This is a genomic window from uncultured Gimesia sp. (genome assembly GCF_937919775.1).
Taxonomy (GTDB): Bacteria; Planctomycetota; Planctomycetia; order Planctomycetales; family Planctomycetaceae; genus Gimesia.
This window is the reverse complement of record NZ_CALFPF010000803.1, coordinates 1-15,620: the sequence shown is the minus strand read 5'-3', so window position 1 is coordinate 15,620 and position 15,620 is coordinate 1. Positions and strand designations below refer to the sequence as shown.

Annotated in this window: 10 protein-coding genes; 7 read left to right on the top strand and 3 right to left on the bottom strand. The window is 51.4% G+C overall.

Translation table 11 applies throughout. The features are described from left to right. Positions 1 to 243: 243 nt before the first annotated feature. From accB to Q0294_RS22900, 6 genes are all read left to right on the top strand, one after another. Complete coding sequence (gene accB / locus Q0294_RS22925; protein WP_299470132.1) at positions 244 to 735, top strand: acetyl-CoA carboxylase biotin carboxyl carrier protein; 492 nt, start codon at positions 244 to 246, stop codon at positions 733 to 735. 92 nt (positions 736 to 827) lie between these two features. Next, a complete protein-coding gene (accC, locus tag Q0294_RS22920) occupies positions 828 to 2,165 on the top strand; it encodes an acetyl-CoA carboxylase biotin carboxylase subunit (protein ID WP_299470130.1) in 1,338 nt (445 codons plus the stop codon). A gap of 223 nt (positions 2,166 to 2,388) precedes the next feature. Continuing rightward, entirely contained in the window at positions 2,389 to 3,423 is a 1,035-nt protein-coding gene (locus Q0294_RS22915) for an ATP-dependent 6-phosphofructokinase (protein ID WP_299470128.1), read from the top strand. Between the two features lie 287 nt (positions 3,424 to 3,710). Continuing rightward, positions 3,711 to 5,324, top strand: coding sequence for a family 16 glycoside hydrolase (locus Q0294_RS22910; RefSeq protein WP_299470126.1), 1,614 nt, complete (start codon positions 3,711 to 3,713; stop codon positions 5,322 to 5,324). A gap of 68 nt (positions 5,325 to 5,392) precedes the next feature. Then, positions 5,393 to 8,461, top strand: a complete 3,069-nt coding sequence (locus Q0294_RS22905; protein ID WP_299470125.1) for a PVC-type heme-binding CxxCH protein — start codon at positions 5,393 to 5,395, stop codon at positions 8,459 to 8,461. A gap of 218 nt (positions 8,462 to 8,679) precedes the next feature. Then, positions 8,680 to 9,735 (top strand): C45 family peptidase, encoded by a 1,056-nt coding sequence (locus Q0294_RS22900; protein ID WP_299470123.1) that lies wholly within the window; start codon positions 8,680 to 8,682, stop codon positions 9,733 to 9,735. Between the two features lie 65 nt (positions 9,736 to 9,800). On the opposite strand, the gene Q0294_RS22895 is transcribed toward Q0294_RS22900, so the two are convergent. The 3 genes from Q0294_RS22895 to Q0294_RS22885 form a co-directional block, all read right to left on the bottom strand. Further along, positions 9,801 to 12,533 carry an ATP-binding protein gene (locus tag Q0294_RS22895; RefSeq protein ID WP_299470121.1) on the bottom strand — a complete coding sequence of 911 codons (2,733 nt, stop codon included), beginning with the start codon at positions 12,531 to 12,533 and terminating at the stop codon, positions 9,801 to 9,803. After that, positions 12,518 to 13,081 carry a hypothetical protein gene (locus Q0294_RS22890; RefSeq protein WP_299470119.1) on the bottom strand — a complete coding sequence of 188 codons (564 nt, stop codon included), beginning with the start codon at positions 13,079 to 13,081 and terminating at the stop codon, positions 12,518 to 12,520. Before Q0294_RS22890 ends, Q0294_RS22895 begins: the two co-directional genes overlap by 16 nt. Before the next feature lie 806 nt (positions 13,082 to 13,887). Further along, the gene (locus tag Q0294_RS22885) at positions 13,888 to 14,685 is read right to left on the bottom strand and encodes a transglutaminase family protein (RefSeq protein ID WP_299470117.1); all 798 of its coding nucleotides are present in this window, start codon (positions 14,683 to 14,685) and stop codon (positions 13,888 to 13,890) included. Between the two features lie 555 nt (positions 14,686 to 15,240). Between Q0294_RS22885 and Q0294_RS22880 the strand changes: the two genes are divergently transcribed. After that, a partial coding sequence (locus Q0294_RS22880) for an ATP-binding protein (RefSeq protein WP_299470115.1) occupies positions 15,241 to 15,620 on the top strand: 380 nt, incomplete at its 3' end.

Sequence of the window (15,620 nt, the reverse complement as noted above, 5' to 3'; positions counted from 1 at the left end):
TTTATTGGAGAAACTCCGCTGTTTCACTAGGTTTTCAAGGGTGATTTGTCATAGAATCTCTTTCCTAACAAGTCAGGCGGGGTAGAGCGTGCGCGCAATCTGTGTGTTCGGTCCCTTTCCATACAGAGTCAGAGACATTGAGTTAAAACAGAAACGGGTTGCTGACGAGAGTTTGCGTAGAATCCCATCACATGACCGCAGGCAATGCGAATGCAGCATGAGAAATTGAAATAAGGTATGGCAATGGCAAAAAACGAGGTGCCGAAAGGTGAACCTTTCGATTTGGAAAAACTTCAAACACTGTTTGAAATGATGGAAAAACACGGACTGACGGAAGTCAATCTGAAGCGTGGTGAAGAGACCTGGAAATTACGCCGTGGTCCGCAGGAAACGTATTCAATGGTTCCTGCCGCTTCAATGCCTCACCCCGTTCAGCACCACGCTGCACCAGCGCCTCCTGTGGCTCCGCAGGAAGCTGCGCCCGCAGTCGAGTCTGGTCCCGTAATCAAGAGCCCCACGGTCGGTACATTCTACGCGTCTCCCAGCCCTGAAGATCCTCCCTTTCTGAGTATCGGATCCAAGGTCAGTGCCGAAACGATTGTCTGTATTGTGGAAGCCATGAAAGTGTTTAATCAGATTCCTGCTGAGATCAACGGGACGATTACCGAGATTCTGGTGAAGGATGGCGAAGCGGTCGAATTCGGCCAGCCTCTGTTCAGAGTCAGTCAAGGCTAAAGCCAGTTTTTGTAGAATGTTCGCGATGCAGTGATCAAAACGGTTGCGATCAGAATTTCAGATGTCGGATCCTTTTACCAAGTCAAAAACAAATGTTTCAAAGAATACTGGTAGCAAACCGAGGCGAGATTGCACTGCGGGTCATCCGTGCCTGTCGTGAAATGGGCATTGAAACCGTTGCGGTTTTCAGTGAGGCAGATCGGGGCGCGCACTATCTCTCTTTAGCGGATGAAGCCATCTGCATCGGCCCTGCTGCGGCAACGGAAAGTTATCTGATGATCAATCGCATCATCAGCGCCGCAGAAATCGGCAACGTGCAGGCCATTCATCCCGGTTATGGTTTTCTCGCAGAAAACGCCCACTTTGCGGAAGTCTGTCGCAGCTGCAATATCGAGTTTATCGGCCCTCCTCATGAGGCAATGGCGAAACTGGGAGATAAAGTCTCTGCGCGGGAAATCGCCAAAGCAGCCAACGTACATTTATCGCCGGGAACCGAAGGGCTGGTGACCGACGAAGGCGAAGCATTAAAAGTGGCGAAGGAAATCGGTTATCCGGTTCTGATCAAAGCGACCGCCGGCGGTGGCGGAAAAGGGATGCGAGTCGCCCGTAACGATATTTCACTCAAAGCCGGCTTGAAGGCGGCTGCGGCGGAAGCGGAAGCCGCGTTCAAAAATGGCGGTGTATACCTCGAAAAATATATTGAAAATCCCAGGCACGTCGAAGTGCAGATCATGGCAGACAATCATGGGAATGTCGTCCATCTCTGGGAACGTGACTGCAGTTTGCAACGCCGTCACCAGAAGCTGGTCGAAGAGAGCCCGGCTCCCAATTTACCTCATTCCGTGCGGGAAGACATCTGCAAAGCAGCCTGCCGATTAATTGAAACCGCCGGTTATACCAATGCCGGTACGGTTGAATTCCTGGTCGGGCCTGATAACCAGTTCTATTTTATCGAAGTCAATGCCCGCATTCAGGTCGAACACCCGGTGAGTGAACTCGTGACGGGCATCGATTTGATTAAACAGCAGATTCGCGTCGCCGCGGGGGAAAAGCTGGACTTCAAACAGAAGAATATTCCCTGCAATGGTTCTGCCATCGAGCTGCGGATCAATGCGGAAGATCCGGAAAACGATTTTCGCGGATCACCCGGCAAAATCACCAAGTTGCGCGTGCCCGCCGGACCGGGCGTCCGGTTTGACTCGCATATTTATGAAGGGTACACAGTCAGCCCTTATTATGACTCTCTGATAGGCAAACTCATTGTGCATCGGCCGACGCGCGAAGAGTCTCTGGCGTGTATGAGACGTTGTCTGGATGAGTTCGTTATTGAAGGGATTAAAACCACAATCCCCCTGGCGAAAAAGATCTTTAACCATTCGGCATTTATTGAAGGTAAAGTCGATACTACATTTATCGAACGTACCTGGTAAGAAAATTTCGAACGGTTAAAACGAAGTATAAACGGATCGGTTTGTATTGTAACAGACTCGCAGGGTCGCGCGTTCGTGAATCTGAAAAGAGTCCCCTGTCGGCAAAACGAATTCGTGCATAAGGCGAAGTTTCGCTCACTTCAATTTGTTGTATGGTACATTTTCAAGTCTCTCGACATGATTCAGAGGCGTTACTTTTTACAAAACAGGTACAGGAAGAATAATGAGAGTTGGTATTTTAACAGGTGGTGGAGATTGTCCCGGTTTGAATCCGGTCATCCGTGGTGCAGTGCGCGTGATCTGCAATGCAGGCGGCGAAGTCTATGGTCTGCTCGAAGGCTGGCGCGGAGCCATCGAAGGCAACTATATGGAACTGGATTCGGAAAACACGGACGACATCATCTTCAAGGGGGGGACGATTCTCGGGTCTTCCCGCACGAATCCTTACAAAAATGCGGAAGTGGACGTTCCCAAAGTGATTGCCACGTTTGAGAAGCTGGGCCTCGATTGCCTGATCGCCATCGGCGGCGATGATACGCTGGGTGTGGCCAATAAGCTGTGGAATGATCACAAAGTTCCCGTGATTGGCTGCCCGAAAACCATCGATAACGACCTCAGTTCCACAGATGTGACTTTCGGGTTTGATACATCCATCAATATCGTCATGGAAGCCGTGGATCGCTTGCGTACAACGGCAGAATCACATCGCCGGATCATGGTTGTGGAAACCATGGGACGGCATGCCGGCTGGATTGCCTTGTTCTCCGGTCTGGCAACCGCCGCCGATTATACGCTGGTTCCGGAAATCGAAATCGATATCGACCGGATGGTGGAAGTCTTGCAAAGACGACGTGCCAATGGCAAAAAGTATGGCATTGTGATTGTCAGCGAAGGGGCGCAGTTCAGTGCGGAAGCAGGAGTCATGACACAAGATGGTGAAGTCGATGATTTCGGTCACGTGAAGCTCGGTGGCATCGGCGAAACCGTTGCGAATCTGATCGAAGAACGCACTGGCTTCGAAACCCGACACGTTACACTCGGGCACCTGCAACGCGGCGGTTCACCCAGTGCTTACGACCGTGTGCTCGGAACACGTTGTGGTGTCCACGCCGGTTGGTTGGCGCTCAAGCATCACTTCGGTTACATGGTTGCCTTGCGGGGAACACAAATTGTGCCCGTCGCCCTGGCAGATGCGGTCGGCGAAATGCGGGCGCTCGAGAAGAATTTCCTCGAAGAAGCAGACGTTTTCCTGCAGTAGATCTGGCAGGCGAATTCATCATCAAAGAGACAGGGCGCTGGCAACAGCGCCTTTTTTTACGCACATCAGGTGCATACGGGGATCACAGCATTACCAAAATTATTTCCGTTCAGCAGAGGATGAATTACTTAACAATCTTTTCTATTTGGCATTCTTGGGTTTCATGGTAGATAAACATCCCTTTGTCTGTTTAAGATAGTAGGTCAGACTCATACCCGCGATTTAGCTTTACCTGCCAGAATAAGAGACAGTTCTCAACGATTTCGATTTTCTTCCCGGAGGGACCAATGACGTCACAGCGCTCGATTCACCTGCACACCTTTCTGCTACTCTCGATGTTCTGTTTCTGCCTGTTTTTGAACTCACCAGGAGTGGAAGCAGCCGAAGACGGATTCAAACCAATTTTCGATGGGAAGACACTCAAAAACTGGGACGGCGATCCCCGTTTCTGGTCGGTAGAAGACGGAGCGATCACGGGAAAAACCACCAAAGAAAATCCCACCAAAGGGAATACATTTCTGATCTGGGAGGGAGGCACTCCTGCCGACTTTGAATTGAAACTGCAGTATAAAATCATCGGTCACAACTCGGGCGTGCAATATCGCAGCTTCACGGTTCCCGGCGACGACAAATGGCGGGTGGGCGGATATCAGGCCGACTTTGAAGCTGGCGATAAATATTCGGGCATTCTCTACGGCGAGCGCTTTCGCGGCATTCTCGCTGAACGCGGACAGAAGACCGTCATCGGAAAAAATCACAAACCCACGGTCGTTGGTTCTGTCGGCGATTCTGACGAGATCCAGAAAAAGATCAAAAAAGAAGACTGGAACGAGTATCACATTATCGCCCGCGGCAATCACTTCATTCACAAAATTAACGGCGTAACAACCGTTGACGTCACCGATGACGATGTCGAACAGCGGCGGGCGGATGGAATTATCGCACTGCAGCTGCATCAGGGGCCGCCGATGGTCGTCCAGTTCCGCGATATCGAATTGAAAGAATTCCCCGCAGCGAACAAAACATCTGCGACGGACGGCGCTAAAAAAAAAGTAGTCCTGATCGCCGGTAAAAAAAGTCATGGTTATGGCGCACACGAACATCGTGCCGGATGCATCCTGCTCGCAGAAGCGTTGAACAACAGTGGTTTGAATATTGAAACCACTGTTGTGACGGAAGGCTGGCCCGAAGATGCCAGCGTACTGCATAATGCCGACTCGATTGTGATCTACTGTGATGGGGGCGGCCGTCACCCTTACGTGACGCATCTGGATGAACTCAACAAGCTGGCAGAGCAGGGCGTCGGCATGGTTAATCTGCATTACGGCGTTGAAGTACCTAAAGGGCCGGCGGGGGATGCTTTTTTGCGGTGGATCGGCGGTTACTTTGAAGAATGGTGGTCGGTGAATCCCCACTGGGTCGCCGACTACAAAAATCTGCCCGAACACCCGATTTCCAATGGCGTCGCACCGTTTTCCATAAATGATGAGTGGTATTATCACATGCGGTTTCAGCCGGAAATGAAAAGCGTACAGCCCATTCTGACGGCGATTCCTCCCAAAGAAACGCTCAGCCGTCCTGACGGCCCGCACAGTGGAAATCCTGAAGTGCGTAAAATGATCGGGCAGCCTCAATACATGGCCTGGGCCTATCAGCGTCCGGATGGGGGACGTGGTTTTGGTTTTACCGGCGGCCATTATCACTGGAACTGGGGTCACAACGATTTTCGCAAGCTGGTGTTGAATGCCATCGCCTGGACTGCCAAAGTCGATGTGCCTTCTCAGGGCATCGATTCACCGCCGCTGTCGGTGGAACAGCTGGAAGCCAATCAGGATTTTCCCAAACCGGACAACTATAATCCCGCACGCATCAAAGCAATGCTGGCGGAGTGGAATCAATAAACGACTTTTGCTTAGACTGTTTTTCATACCTGAGATACGAACTGAATCATAAAAAGGAAACTGACTCAATGAAGTACCGTTGGCTCGCCATCATTCCAGCTCTGTTTCTGAGCACGGCATTCGCCGTTTCAACACTGTCGGCACAGACCGAACGTACGCCCGCAGAGGCTGTGCCCAGTTTAACTGTGGCTCCCGGTTTAAAGGCAACGCTGTTTGCTTCCGAACCCCGGATCAGCAGTCCTTCCAGTATGGACGTTGATTCACAAGGCCGCGTCTGGATCTGTGAAGTCGTGAATTACCGTGCCAATCTGCGCGGGATAGTAACTCGCAAAGAGGGAGACCGCATTCTGATTCTGGAAGATACGAACGGCGATGGCACGGCCGATAAGACAACAGTCTTTTATCAGGGAGCGGACGTGAACGGCTCGCAGGGTATCTGTGTGCTGGGCAACCAGGTTATCGTCGCCGCCTCGCCGAACGTGTTTCTTTTCACTGATGAGAACAACGACGGCAAAGCTGACAAAAAAGAACTGCTCTTCAAAACCGCCGGCGGTGAGCATGATCACTCTGCCCATGCAGCGATCTTTGGTCCCGACGGGAAATTGTACTGGAACTTTGGAAACAGCGGCAAGCAGGTGTTTGACCGCGATGGCAAACCGATCCTTGAAAGTAATGGGCATCCGGTGATTGATAACGGCAAACCATACTGGGGCGGCATGGTCTTTCGCTGTAATCTGGATGGCTCTGACTTCGAAGTGCTGGGACACAATTTTCGAAATAACTATGAAATCACCGTCGATTCCTTCGGCACGCTCTGGCAGTCGGATAACGACGACGACGGCAACCGCGGCGTACGCATCAACTATGTGATGGAATACGGAAACTACGGTTATCTCGATCAACTGACGGGAGCAAGCTGGAAGACACCGCGTACCGGCATGCATGAGGATATTCCCCTGCGTCATTGGCACCTCCGCGATCCCGGCGTGGTTCCCAACCTGCTGCAGACCGGCGCCGGTTCGCCGACCGGGATCTGCATTTATGAAGGTTCGCTCCTGCCGAAAAAATATCAGGGCGAAATCATTCACTCCGATGCAGGCCCGAATGTGGTCCGCGCTTATCCCGTCAAAAAAGAGGGCGCAGGTTACGAAGCCGAAATTGCGAATATCATAACCAGCGAAAAGGACAACTGGTTCCGTCCTTCCGATGTCTGTATTGCCCCCGATGGCTCTCTCTTCGTGGCGGACTGGTATGATCCCGGCGTCGGCGGACACCGGATTGGCGATCAGGAGCGTGGACGCATCTTCCGCATTGCCCCTCCCGATGCGAAATATCAGTTCGATAAACTCGACCTGAGTACAATCGAAGGCGCCATCGCCGGAATCAAAAGTCCGAACCTGGCAACCCGTTATCTGGCCTGGAACAAACTGCATGATCTGCAGGAGCAGGCTTTACCACAGTTGGAAGAATTATATCAGTCTGACAACCAGAGGAACCGCGCTCGCGCCCTCTGGCTGTTGGCAGGCATCCAAGGCAAAACGAATCAGTATGTCGATCGCGCAATGAAAGATTCCAACCCCGACATTCGGATCACAGGCCTGCGTGCTGCTCGGCGTTACAAGCTGGACGTGATTCCCTATGTGCAACAACTGGTCAACGATTCTTCGCCGCAGGTCCGCCGCGAATGCGCGATTGCCTTGCATCACAATCAATCACCGGAAGCCGCCGCGCTCTGGGTCACTCTGGCGGATCAATATGATGGAAAGGATCGCTGGTATCTGGAAGCACTCGGGATTGGCATGGATGAACAGAAACAGAAATTTATGTCGGCGTGGTTGAAGCAGGCCGGCGACAAATGGGATACGCCTGTCGGCCGTGATTTGCTCTGGCGCTCCAAAATTCCATTGGCGGTCCCTTATCTCGTTAAAATGATTGAGAATCCGGAAACAAAGCTGGATGCGCTGCCTCGCTACTTCCGCGCACTGGACTTCATTCCCGGCAAGGAAAAAAATGCCGCGGTGGCAGAGCTGGCGCTCCTGCAGGAACCGGATAACAAAAAGCGGGAAACCTACGTTATCGCCGAAGCCATTTCGCGTATGCCCGCGAATGTCGTGATGCAAGACAAAAAGTATCAGCGTGCACTGGCACAGGTCATCGACAGCAGCCGGGGGACTCCCGAATTCACGAAGCTGGTCGAAAAATTCAAGGCGTCTCACTACTATCCGGAACTGGTTGCGCTGGCCAGTCAGTCGGGCAAATCACAGACCGCCGTCGATGCCATCAGCGCTGCTCTGGCTTTGAAACAGAATGCATTGATTCGGAAGTCCCTGCAGGAGAAAGCCGATACGGAAAAAGAACAGAATCAGAAACTGGATCTGATCTGGGCACTGGGCAGTTCCAGTCACAATGGCGCGAATGCGATCCTGTTAAACATCATCAAGGACGATCAGGAACCGCTGGTCGATCGACGTGAAGCCGTCCGGGCCATCGCCAAGTCCCGACCCGGCGCACATGCGCTGCTCGATCTGGCCGAGAAAGGTCCGTTCGAACCGCAATTGAATCAGACCGCCGCCGCCGCCATGTCGGCGACAATCATGAAAGACGTGAAAGAACGAGCCGAAAAACTGTTTCCGGCTCCCCCGACCAAAGACAACAAACCTCTGCCTCCGATTAATGTGCTGGCGGACATGAAGGGAGATACACTCGACGGTCGTGTGATGTTCAACACCAAAGGCACGTGCGCCAAGTGTCACATTGTCAATGGCATGGGCAAAGAAGTGGGGCCGAACCTGTCAGAGATCGGCAAAAAGCTGAGCCGCGAAGCGCTGTTCGAATCGATTCTGTATCCCAGTGCCGGCATCAGCCACAACTTTGAATCGTATACGGTGATTCTGGCTTCCGGAAATGTCGTCAATGGCCTGCTGGTGAATAAAACCGACGACGCCATCACAATCAAAGATGTCGAAGCCATCGAGCGTACCTTCAAAATGGAGGACGTCGATGAGATCATTCAGCAGAAGATCTCACTGATGCCCGCCGACCTGCAGAAAGTACTGACTCAGGAAGAACTCGTCAATATCGTCGAATACCTGACCACACTCAAACAGGCCCAGAAAATCGAAAAAGCAAGCCGGTAATTCGAGTCAGGGGGGAACTGTAAATTCAACAGTTCCCCTCAGACAAGATCATCCTGTCAGGGGGACCGAGTGCCGTTATTGATTTACCGGCTCTCTTTTCTTAGGCAGTCGTATCGTGACTTATTTTCTTCGATGGACGCTCAACAAGCCTCAACGGAATCTGTATGATGAAGTCGAGAATGAAAACCGATTTCCTCAGTCCGCAGTGAGAAATTTTCATGCCTGAAGCCACCCGTTATCGTGAAATAGAAGTTGTCGGCACGCCTCGTGAGATGGGGCAGCAACTGGGAGAGGCGGCTTGTGAAGAAGTGCGTGCCTTTTGTGAGGTGGCTCTGGAGCGACTGCAGGAAACGCTGCAGGTCAGCAGTGATCACGCACAAACGCTGGCGGAACAGTGTCTGCCATTTGCGAAAGAATATAGCCCGGATTCCGTCGAAGAACTGCAGGGCGTTGCTGAAGCAGTGGACCTGCCGTTCTGGAAAATCATGCTGTTGCAGATTCGCAATCAGTTTACTGCAGACCCCGATTCCGGCTGCACCTCACTCAGTCTGCCGGCGACTTCTCAACGCTCCGCGATTGTCGCGCAGAACTGGGACAATGACCCGGCCCTCGATCGCTTCACTGTGGTCCTGACACGCCGACCGATCGGAAAACCGGCGCTGATGACGCTGACCCAGGCGGGATTGATCTCTTATGTCGGCTTCAACGAGGCCGGGATTGGCGCGTGTCTGAATTCGCTGCCGGCGCCGAGTCGGCCGGTCGGAGTGCCGCATTATTTCACGCTCCGCGAACTTTATGAAGCAACCACCGTCGATGACGCCGTTCACGCGATCCGGCGGGCGCACCGTGCGATTCCAGCCAATATCATGCTGACCACCCCCGAAGGTCCCGCGAATCTCGAAGTCACGATAGACGACGTGAAAGTTCTGCGCCCGGATGAAACAACCTGGATCACGCACACTAATCATTGCCTGCATCCGGACCTGTGTGAATATAACGAACAGTTCCCGGAGTTGATCGGCTCCCATCCCCGCAAAGCCCGCATCGATGAACTGCTCAGCGCGAACGCCAATGGGATCAGCGTTGAGGATATCAAGACCGCACTCAGGGATCACCAAAGGCATCCCCGTTCAATCTGTCGACATGCCAACGATGAACCCGGTGTCGGCTTCTGGCAGACGGTTTTCTCCGTGATCATCGAGCCGGCGCAAAAACGGATGCACGTCTCACGGGGAACCCCCTGCAGTGCGCCCTATGAAATCTATCAGCTATAAATAGATTCTGCGTGGTTCAAGCTGAGAATCCACTCACACATTTTATTTATGTTGAGCGTGTGTTTTTATTTCTTTTTCGATGTATTTACGAGCTGAGTTACGATTCTAGGCAGATTCACGCGGTTGGACACATTCAAGTAACTGGCCACCACTTCAACCAGTTTTCTGCGGTCGACCGGTTTGGTGAGGTAGTCGTCGCAACCCATATCCAGGCACTTCTGTCGGTCTCCGCTCATGGCGTGAGCCGTCAAGGCGATGATGGGCCCCTGGTAATCGGCGGCTCTCAATAATTTTGTGGCTTCATATCCGTCCAGAATGGGCATCTGCATATCCATCAGAATGGCGTCGAACGGCCAGCCTGCTTGCATGGCTGCGGTCGCGGTATCAAATGAAATCTGTCCATTGTCGGCGACGGTGACTTTTGCGCCTGCTTTTTTCAAAATGAAACTGATCAGACGCTGGTTATCGGGACCATCCTCAGTGAGCAGGATGTGATAGTTCTCAAGCGGAAACTCCGTCTGTGCTACTTGGTTCACATCGGTTTTTTCGATGACCGGGTTCGCGACTTTCTTCAGCAGTCGCACGTTCTCTAATGAGCCGGTCTGAATGGTGACTGTAAATGTACTTCCCACCCCCATTGTACTGGAGACGGAAATTGCGCCTCCCAGGAGTTCTGCCAGTCGTTTACAGATGGTCAGTCCCAGGCCGGTTCCGCCAAATTTTCGCGTTACGGAATTATCTTCCTGCATAAAAGGCAGGAAGAGATGTTCAATTTTAGCTTGTGGAATTCCCATGCCCGTGTCGATGACGTCGAACTGGAGTTGAGGGTGCTGATTTTTTCCCGTCAGCAGACGCGTGACAATCTGCACGGAACCCGTTTCTGTGAATTTGATAGCGTTGCCCACGACGTTAATCAGAATCTGACGCAGTCGAGTGGGGTCAGAACAAATCGTTTCCGGGATCGGGCCGTCAAAACGGACTTCGAACGGTAGTCCCTTGGCCGCAGCCCGGACTTTCATCAGGGAATAGACATTGTCAATCAGTGCGTGAGGGGAACAGTTGACCTGTTCCACTACGAGTTTCTCTGCTTCAATTTTGGATATGTCGAGAATGTTGTTGATGAGTTTAATGAGATATTCGCCGTTTTCTTTGATGGTGATCGCGGCGTCAACGTCACTCGGATGGTTGGCGTTGTCGAGGATGATGTCATTGAAACCGAGAATTGCGGTCATGGGGGTCCGAATCTCGTGGCTCATATTGGCGAGGAATTCACTTTTCGCCCGGTTTGCTGCCTCAGCCGCTTCCTTAGCTTGAACCAACTCTGCTTCCGCCCGTCTTCGAGAGGTGATATTGGTTCCGTAAAGGTTCACATAATTGTCTTTAGCAACAGGCGTCAAGATTAAAGAATAACATTGTTCATGCTCGCACATTTCTATATCGACAGTTTTTTCTGAATCGAGGCTTTCCCTACAGGCGAGAGCGAGTTCCTCGGGAAGTGCATCACCAACCTGCGTCCCCCAGTGTTTGAGTAGTGCGTGGCTTGCATTGTTTGCATAAAGCAGAATTCCCTTTGCGGAAGCCCGCAGTACCGGATTAATATCTTCAGCGGGAAAGCGTGATAATTGCTCAATTTCTTTGAAGGAACGCTGTTGTTCCGTGAGGTCGAGAATGATGGCAACAAACACCGGTCTATCGCCGAGTACCGATGTTTCAAGATGTATTTGGACTGGATAGTCAGACCCGTCTTTCCTGCGATGTGTGGTTTTGAACTTCAGATTGTCTTGCGCTCCCTCAAGCAGCGGTGCAATCATTTTTGCAAAGGATTTTTTTGTGTGTTCCGGTTTGATATTAATGGGCATCATCTCTCTCAGTTCATTCATACTGTACCCGAGATTGCAAAGGGCACTTTGATTGGCGTGTACGAACTTGAGTGAATCAACATCATAAATGTAGATTTCGTTATGAGACCGATCAAGAATTTGACCAAAAGCGCTTAACTGTTTGGCCTTATGGTTGGCGGCTTCCAGGTCTCTGGCCTGCTGTCGCAATTCTTCGGTCCGGTGTTCCAGAATGCGGTTTTTCTCCAAAATTGTTTTGTTGGCATGATGTAAATCACGCGTTCGGCTCTTGACTTGTGATTCCACGATTTCGTTGGTTGCTTCCAGTTCAGCCCGTTGTCGGGCCATTGCTTTCATTTCCCGCAGACTCTGATGAATGGCAATGATCAGGAAGATATCTTCAAATACGACCCAGGCACTATGCTCAAAGATGCGCCAGGGGCTCACAGTCAGAACTCCAAAGAGGGCCTGCGGATCCCAGATTCCGAAAAGAGTGTGATCTATGACCACCACGGTTGTCGCAGAAACAAGCACACGCCAGTCTCGATAAAAGGCAAGGAATGCCAATGAACCGAAAATATGAAAGTGTGTTTCGATGCGACCGCCGCTCAGATGGATCAATAAGGAAGAGGTCAGCATCTGGCTGATCGCGATCACGTGGCGGGTCAACGTCGAGCCGGGACGTACCAGGGCGAGGTAAACTGGAAATAAGGTAATCAGTCCGCCCAGAAAAATTGCCGCCCAGACATGCAGATGTATCTCGCTGTATGCCCCGAGCCAGGTACGGGGTGACAGCCAGATCGCGACGAAGATACAGACGATCCACTGGATGACCATCAGACAGGCAAACAGCCGGTCGGTTCGCTGAAAGAGATCCGTACGGTTTTCGTGGAACAGATCATCTGCTCTTCGAGAAACTGAATGATTGTGTGATGTTGCTGCAATTATTGCTGTAGACACTTTTGATTTTCCTTACTGCAGGCATCGATTTGTCCCAGTAACGGGCAACCGAAGACGGAGGTCCGTTTTCTTTCTGCCGTCCTGTTCTCCAGGATTGCCTCAATCGCACTTCTGCCGACATTGTCTCCTGAATGACCTCGTGATCCCGTGATGCCGCCGCGAAACAGCAATGAGCCATTCGCATCGTATAACACGACATATCCTGATGTGGTTGCACGAAATTTCTTCGCTTCAAAGCCCGCTTCGTCACAAGAAACAGTGACACCCGGAATTGCTGCCGCCGAAGCCCAGAGGTCTGTTTTCTCCCACTCAGCCGAGAAGTTCGATGGTTTGTAGAACAGCACACGCGCATTAACACGGTCAGGGCAATGCCCCATAATGAGAGACAGTTCACCAATGCTGGCCCGGGTGCAGGGGCAGTGAGGGTGCGCAAACATCACGAGAGTGGGACGAATTGGATCGCGATCCAGCAGGCTGTCAGCAGGCCAGTCATCAATAGACTGAGTGACTTTTCCGGGAGTGGTCTGATACTTCCAGATAGACGACATTCCGATTCCAACCAGGCCAAGCCAGATCAGTGTCAGGAAAACAAACCACAAATTTTTCCGTTTTTGAGATCGCAATCTCTGCGCTTTGCCAGCATCTTGAATGGTGTGGGTTGAAATCGTACTTTGTGAATTCATGATATCGACCGAATCGCCTGCATGGTTTTCAGACTGCCCTTTACGACAATTTCGTTTAATGGTGCACTACACGGATGAGTTTTTTGTGGATGTGTATTCTGGATAGGGAGTACACCGTTCACTCATGTTGACCGATTTACAAACAGCTCAACCCTGAAAGGATAAGTTGCTTTTTTGAGAAATGGTGGCGATTTCATGTCAAAAAACGATAGAATGGTCCATAATTCCGAATACGGAATGAAGAGACTTTACAATCGTCAAAAATCACTAAAATGAGGGAGGAATTCCCATGAAGTCCAAATAGACCTCCTTCACTTTGCTGCAATTTCATAAGTGGAATTCAGTCTAGGTGTTCCGCTTTTTAAAAGCGCATTGATTCTGCCAGAGATGAAGTAGACAAGTTTTAATTCAACATATTTTCTCTGAGATATACTGAAGGAAGATTTACCTCCTCTGCAGAACAGCGTATCGCCTCCCAGCATCCATTGATTGATATGAGATGGTTTGATTTTACCTGGAGGGATTGACCAATAAGGGGCTAGACTCTGAGGCGGTGACCAGCACCACGGCGTCAAATCGCCTGGGATTTACGATTGCCTTGAGCAAGTTGGATCGGAATTCGGATGTCGTTCATTCTGTTTGTGAGATCCGGATCACCGCCATATCATCTGTCAGTAAACGGGGGCCGACATCCGTTCGACGTTGACGTTCATTCGTAGCAGATCTACCGGGTCACCGAATTGTGAGTAGATGGCCACATCGGCCGCGTCCCGGCCGTAAGCGATCGCCACGCGTCCCCCCTGCAGGTTGTCTTGAGTCGGATCGAACGTGTACCACCGGCCGCCGACATAAGCTTCAAACCACGCATGCAGATCCATCGGTTCCAGTGTTTCCAGGTAGCCTACGACCATGCGCGCCGGAATCGAAAGCGCGCGACAACAGGCAATGCCCAAATGGGCCATATCGCGGCAGACGGCCTGTGACCTCTCATTGACTTCGCAGGCACTGATGATCTCCTGGCCCTCTCCGGGGGCATACTTGATCGTGTTGCGAATGTACTCGACGATCGCAGTGCACTGGTCATAACCGGGCGCTTTTCCTTCGACAAGCGACGATGACAACTTAGTGAAGCGGTCTGATTCGCAATACCGGCTTGGCAAGAGAAACGGCAGCGTCTCATCAGGCAACTGTTGCACTGGGACAAAGTGAGCCCCTGGAGCTGTATCGGAGGCGTCGGCGGCTTCGATATCAAACGAAGTTTGGATGGAGAACGAACCGGCAGGGGCCACCAGCCGCTGACAAAGGTTGCCGAACGGGTCGGTGAATTCGACTGCCGGTACACTGGGTGACAACACATACTGTTCGCGGCCGACCCACTGCTGATATCCACTGCGGGGCCGCAGCATCAGCAAAAATGGGGTGGGAACCGGAATGTTGAATTCAAGAAAGCAGGAAGCATGCAGCCACATGGAAAATTGACTCCGAAAGGAAGATAAGGAAAAGCAGGCCGGTTCTCCGCTATCAGAATTCAGCGGCGAGTTATTAAATCAATACAAAGATGACATGCAATTCATGGTCTGATGCTGAGTGAACCCACAATTACTAAAATGTGTGAGTTTGGCCATCGCTCATTGCTATTTATCATCTCCCGCCAGATTCTGCATTGTTCGGAGAGGTGTCTGCCAACCCCGAGCTTTCCGGGACGCCCATTGATCTTTCAGTACCATGAATGACAGTATTCTAGATTGCCATCGACGAAATCATAGTGGCCTGTCATCGATAATTCATAGTTCAGGTCGCTTAATCAACGCTTTGCTCAAATCAAATACGGGACAGAAACAAAAAAGGACTCACGACCAATAGCCGTAAGTCCTTATGTTTCAAGGTGCCCAAGCGAGGACTCGAACCTCCGCGGGGATATTCCGCACTCGCTCCTCAACTAAGAATTGCATACTGCACTATGAAGTTCCCCAGAAATAGTGGGCGCGTGCTGGAAAGTTCATACTCTCTGGGAGGAGTTCATTATGTCCAGAAATGGTAAATTATCATCGTCCAAACCCAAGTTATCGCGTCGCGTTTATTTCGAGGAATGCAAGCAGGATGCAATGCGGCTGGTTGCTCAGGCTGGTGATTCACTCACTGAGGCTGCCCGGAGCCCGGGAGTCCACGTCAGCCAGATTCGTAAATGGAGAGAGAAATTCATGCCTCAAGACAAAGAATCACCCTCGCTGACGGAAGATAAAAAGCGGAACTGGACCGAGGTGCTGGGCAGAGAACGCCTCACAGGAGCGACCTTTGATCGGTTGACGTATCGCTGCCACATTCTGGAAACGGCAGGCGAAAGCTACTGGTTGCAAGACGCGAAACGTCGACACACAAAAACCTCAAGCAGCAAGTCAAACGA

What these genes read in the sequence shown, in the direction of transcription:
- Q0294_RS22900 (WP_299470123.1), top strand. Translation starts at nt 8,680, where the DNA reads ATGCCTGAAGCCACCCGTTATCGTGAAATAGAAGTTGTCGGCACGCCT.
- accB (WP_299470132.1), top strand. Translation starts at nt 244, where the DNA reads ATGGCAAAAAACGAGGTGCCGAAAGGTGAACCTTTCGATTTGGAAAAA.
- Q0294_RS22885 (WP_299470117.1), bottom strand. Translation starts at nt 14,685, where the DNA reads ATGTGGCTGCATGCTTCCTGCTTTCTTGAATTCAACATTCCGGTTCCC.
- Q0294_RS22915 (WP_299470128.1), top strand. Translation starts at nt 2,389, where the DNA reads ATGAGAGTTGGTATTTTAACAGGTGGTGGAGATTGTCCCGGTTTGAAT.
- Q0294_RS22910 (WP_299470126.1), top strand. Translation starts at nt 3,711, where the DNA reads ATGACGTCACAGCGCTCGATTCACCTGCACACCTTTCTGCTACTCTCG.
- accC (WP_299470130.1), top strand. Translation starts at nt 828, where the DNA reads ATGTTTCAAAGAATACTGGTAGCAAACCGAGGCGAGATTGCACTGCGG.
- Q0294_RS22905 (WP_299470125.1), top strand. Translation starts at nt 5,393, where the DNA reads ATGAAGTACCGTTGGCTCGCCATCATTCCAGCTCTGTTTCTGAGCACG.
- Q0294_RS22890 (WP_299470119.1), bottom strand. Translation starts at nt 13,081, where the DNA reads ATGTCGTCTATCTGGAAGTATCAGACCACTCCCGGAAAAGTCACTCAG.